4 protein-coding genes are annotated in these 4,187 nt (G+C 40.9%); 3 read left to right on the forward strand and 1 reads right to left on the reverse strand.

Annotated elements, in window-relative coordinates; translation table 11 throughout:
• The coding region (locus tag PHO43_RS09415; protein ID WP_288012067.1) for a fimbrillin family protein at positions 1–739 on the reverse strand (739 nt) is incomplete at its 3' end.
• Between the two features lie 322 nt (positions 740–1,061).
• On the opposite strand from PHO43_RS09415, the gene gmd reads away from it, so the two are divergent.
• The 3 genes from gmd to PHO43_RS09430 form a co-directional block, all read left to right on the forward strand.
• Positions 1,062–2,162: a GDP-mannose 4,6-dehydratase gene (gmd, locus tag PHO43_RS09420; protein ID WP_053826566.1), complete on the forward strand. Its 1,101-nt coding sequence runs from the start codon at positions 1,062–1,064 to the stop codon at positions 2,160–2,162.
• A gap of 21 nt (positions 2,163–2,183) precedes the next feature.
• Positions 2,184–3,383: a glycosyltransferase gene (locus tag PHO43_RS09425; protein ID WP_288012070.1), complete on the forward strand. Its 1,200-nt coding sequence runs from the start codon at positions 2,184–2,186 to the stop codon at positions 3,381–3,383.
• The coding region (locus PHO43_RS09430) for a UDP-N-acetylglucosamine 4,6-dehydratase family protein (RefSeq protein WP_288012072.1) at positions 3,367–4,187 on the forward strand (821 nt) is incomplete at its 3' end. The genes PHO43_RS09425 and PHO43_RS09430, both read left to right, overlap by 17 nt.

Raw genomic sequence — 4,187 nt, forward strand, 5'->3', positions numbered from 1 at the left:
TAATTGCTGTTGCGGTTATCCTGTTTTCTAATGAATCATAATTTATTACTGGTTTGATTGTGTCCCCTGATATCTCTGAAGGGGTTACTGTTCCATCTTTCAGATTCATAACTCCTTTTGTGACTGCATTGATAATGTTTATCTCAACTCCTTCGAGTGAGATATCCTCCGAAGCAGTGATGTTGAGACAGAACTGTGAAAGTGAGTGTGTGAAATGTAAATCTACTTCGGGGTTATCTATGTTGTAACCGGTCGCTTCTGCATATAGAATATCGATTGCTGAGTGAGGTAATTGTTGTGAGATATCGACTGATAAACTGAAATCGTTTCCTCCGATATACCCGGTATCTGTATAGGGGTAATAGGCAGTAAAATCGAGCATTTCTTTGGTGTCGGGATACTTTATAGCTGTTTCTGCAGCCTCAAAATTGGCTATGCTGCAATCACTCTTATTTATATATTTAATGTTTTTATAGTTGTTGTAGATTGATGAATCTGACAGATTCTCTCTGTTGCTGATCGCGAAAACTCCTATTGCATCACCCGATTCCCACTTGTCGTCCGACATCCGGGTTGATGGCCGGATTGTTGTAATAAAGGTTGCTTCTACATCTTCTCTGTTTTCACCGTAAAGATCCAATCCTTTTTCTTCACAGGAGGATAAGCCTGCAGTTAAAATTAATCCTAGCGCTAAAGCTGAATTTCTTACATTGCATTTGAAAGAATTTAGTCTTAACATTTGAAATAAATTTAAAATAGTTAATAAAATAGATAAGAAGTTGTCCAATATGTTAGATTGGGCAACAAAAAATAGCTTTATCGAGAAGCTATATAAATTGTTAACTTAAAATTATAAATAGTTTGAGTAAAGTGCAAATTTATAGGTCGTTTGTAGTCCCAAAAAAGAGAATGACAAGTTTCAGACTGGTGTAGCTAAGACCAATTAGAAGTGATTTTTCATAGCAAATTTAAACATTTTTTGTACATTTGATGTTCAAACATCATTACCTCGTTGGTTGAATGCCATGGGTACTGTATACTGATGCTATAAAACTATAAAAATGACAAAAACAGCTTTGATTACCGGAATCACGGGACAGGACGGATCGTATCTTGCGGAGTTTCTTCTGGAGAAAGGGTATGAGGTGCATGGACTTATGCGCAGATCTTCTTCTTTTAACACAGGGAGGATTGAACATCTTTACCTGGATGAGTGGGTGAGGGATATGCATCAGAAGCGACTGATCAATCTGCATTATGCTGATATGACTGATTCGAGCTCTCTTATCAGAATAATTCAGACAATTAAACCGGATGAAATATATAACCTTGCCGCTCAGAGTCATGTTAAGGTGAGTTTTGATGTTCCGGAGTATACTGCCGAGGTGGATGCAGTGGGTACGCTGAGACTGCTGGAGGCGGTTCGTATTCTCGGCCTGGAAAAGAAAACCCGTATTTATCAGGCTTCAACGTCTGAGCTGTTTGGACTGGTACAGGAGGTTCCTCAGAAGGAGACTACACCTTTTTATCCCCGCAGTCCTTATGGTGTTGCTAAGCTTTATGGCTTCTGGATTACGAAGAACTACAGGGAGTCGTACGGTATGTACGCTGTTAACGGTATTCTGTTTAATCATGAGAGTGAAAGGAGAGGGGAGACTTTCGTTACTCGTAAGATAACTATTGCTGCTGCACGTATTGCACAGGGGATGCAGGATAAACTTTATCTGGGTAATCTTGATGCTAAGCGTGACTGGGGATATGCCAGGGATTATGTTGAGTGTATGTGGCTGATTCTGCAGCATCCTGAACCTGAAGATTTCGTGATTGCAACGGGTGAGATGCACTCGGTTCGTGAATTTTGTACTCTTGCTTTTGCTGAAGCCGGTATTAATCTGCGCTGGGAAGGTGAGGGTGTGAATGAAAAGGGTATTGATGCTGATACAGGTCGTATTATTGTTGAAGTGGATCCTAAGTACTTCCGCCCGGCAGAGGTTGAACAGTTGCTGGGTGATCCTACTAAAGCACGCACTCTACTTGGCTGGAATCCAACTAAAACTCCTTTCAAAGAGCTTGTGAAAATTATGGTGCAGCATGATATGCGTTTTGTTAAAAAACTTAAGTTGAAAAGTGATATCGATCTGGAGGTTAACGGGAATAAATGAATTGAAAACTGATTCATTGGAATGAATATCCTTTATGTTTCTACACTATGTTCAGACAGACTAATAAAAGAGTTGTTTGATGCCGGATATAAGCCAATACAGGCAATACAGAAGTTTAACAAGTTGCTAGTTAACGGATTGGCAGAGAACGGATGTGATCTTTATGCACTTACTGAAATTCCTAAAACTGTAGGTCCAAGGTTTCTTAAAAGAAAAAGGGAGACCGAAAATGGTATTGCCTTTACTTACTGCAGGAAGATTGATATCAAGCTGTTTTACAACCTCTATATGTTCTTGTCGGGTTTCTTTCTGACTCTCCGATGGGGGTTGAAGCATCGTGATCAATCTGTTGCTATTATGGATGTGCTGCAGACTGAGTTCTGTTCAGGTGCTCTATACGCTTGCAAGTTCCTCAGAATTAAAACTGTTGCTGTTGTTACTGATTTGCCGGGACTGCCGGGGATGCTGGCCGGAACCAGGAGAACTTTTATTCACCGCTTTGTAGAGAAAGCGATTAACAGGTATGCTAACAGCTTCGATGCATATATCCTTTTGACAGAGCAGATGAATGAGGTTGTGAACCTGAAAGGCAGGCCTTATATGATAATGGAGGGACTTGTTGATGTGAACATGGCTGATGCGGGCGCAACTGTTAATGGTGATGGCAGAAAGATTGTGATTTATGCCGGGGGACTCTACGAGGAGTATGGTATTAAGTATCTTATTGATGGTTTCAAGATGCTGGATGACAAGGATGTTGAGCTGCATCTGTTTGGTCACGGTCCCATGGTAAACGAAATAGAGGAAGAGATTAAGAGGGATGGTCGCATCCGCTTCTTGGGTATAGTACACAATAGTAAGGTGGTGGAAGCGGAGCTGCAGGCCACATTGCTGGTTAATCCCAGGCCTACTGTTGAGGATTTCACAAAATACTCATTCCCATCTAAGAATATGGAGTATATGGTATCAGGTACTCCGGTTTTAACAACTAATCTGCCGGGAATGCCAAAGGAGTATCACGACTATGTATATCTTCTTGAGGATGAGTCGGCTCAAGGTGTCAGTCAGGTATTGAAAAAGCTGCTTGTTGATACTCCTGCTTCTGAGCTTAAAGATAAAGGATTGAGTGCAAAACAGTTTGTGTTAAAGAATAAAAATAATATATTTCAATCAAAAAGAGTTATAGATTTTATAAAACAACAAAATGTCGGAATTCACTAATAAAACACTTCTTATAACCGGAGGTACAGGTTCCTTTGGTAATGCTGTTCTGGACAGGTTTCTTGATACGGATATAGGAGAGATTCGTATCTTCAGCAGGGATGAAAAGAAACAGGATGATATGCGTCACAGGATTCAGAACGCAAAAGTGAAGTTTTACATTGGGGATGTACGTGATAAACGCTCTGTTGACACTGCAATGCGTGGTGTTGATTATGTTTTTCATGCTGCAGCTCTTAAGCAGGTGCCATCGTGCGAGTTTTTTCCAATGCAGGCTGTGAGAACAAATGTTATAGGTACAGAGAATGTGCTTGATTCGGCTATCGAATTTGGAGTTAAGCGTGTGGTGGTGCTTAGCACTGATAAGGCTGCTTACCCTATAAACGCTATGGGAATAAGCAAGGCGATGATGGAGAAGGTGGCAATTGCAATTGCACGCTCTTTGGGTAAGGATGCAACCACAACTATCTGCTGTACGCGTTATGGTAATGTGATGGCTAGCAGGGGTTCGGTTATTCCGCTTTGGGTTGAACAGATAAAATCTGGAAATCCTATCACGATTACTGATCCAAATATGACCCGCTATATGATGACGCTGCAGGATGCGGTGGATCTTGTGCTTTATGCCTTTAAAAATGGTGAGAATGGAGATCTGTTTGTTCAGAAAGCTCCTGCGGTTACACTATCAATTCTTGCTGATACTCTTCTGGAGCTTTATAATGCGAATAATGAAATAAAGATAATTGGTACCCGTCACGGCGAGAAGCTGTATGAAACGCTTGTTACACGCGAAGAGATGGCCAA

It is taken from the genome of Lascolabacillus sp., assembly GCF_028696275.1.
Classification (GTDB): domain Bacteria; phylum Bacteroidota; class Bacteroidia; order Bacteroidales; family Dysgonomonadaceae; genus Proteiniphilum; species Proteiniphilum massiliensis.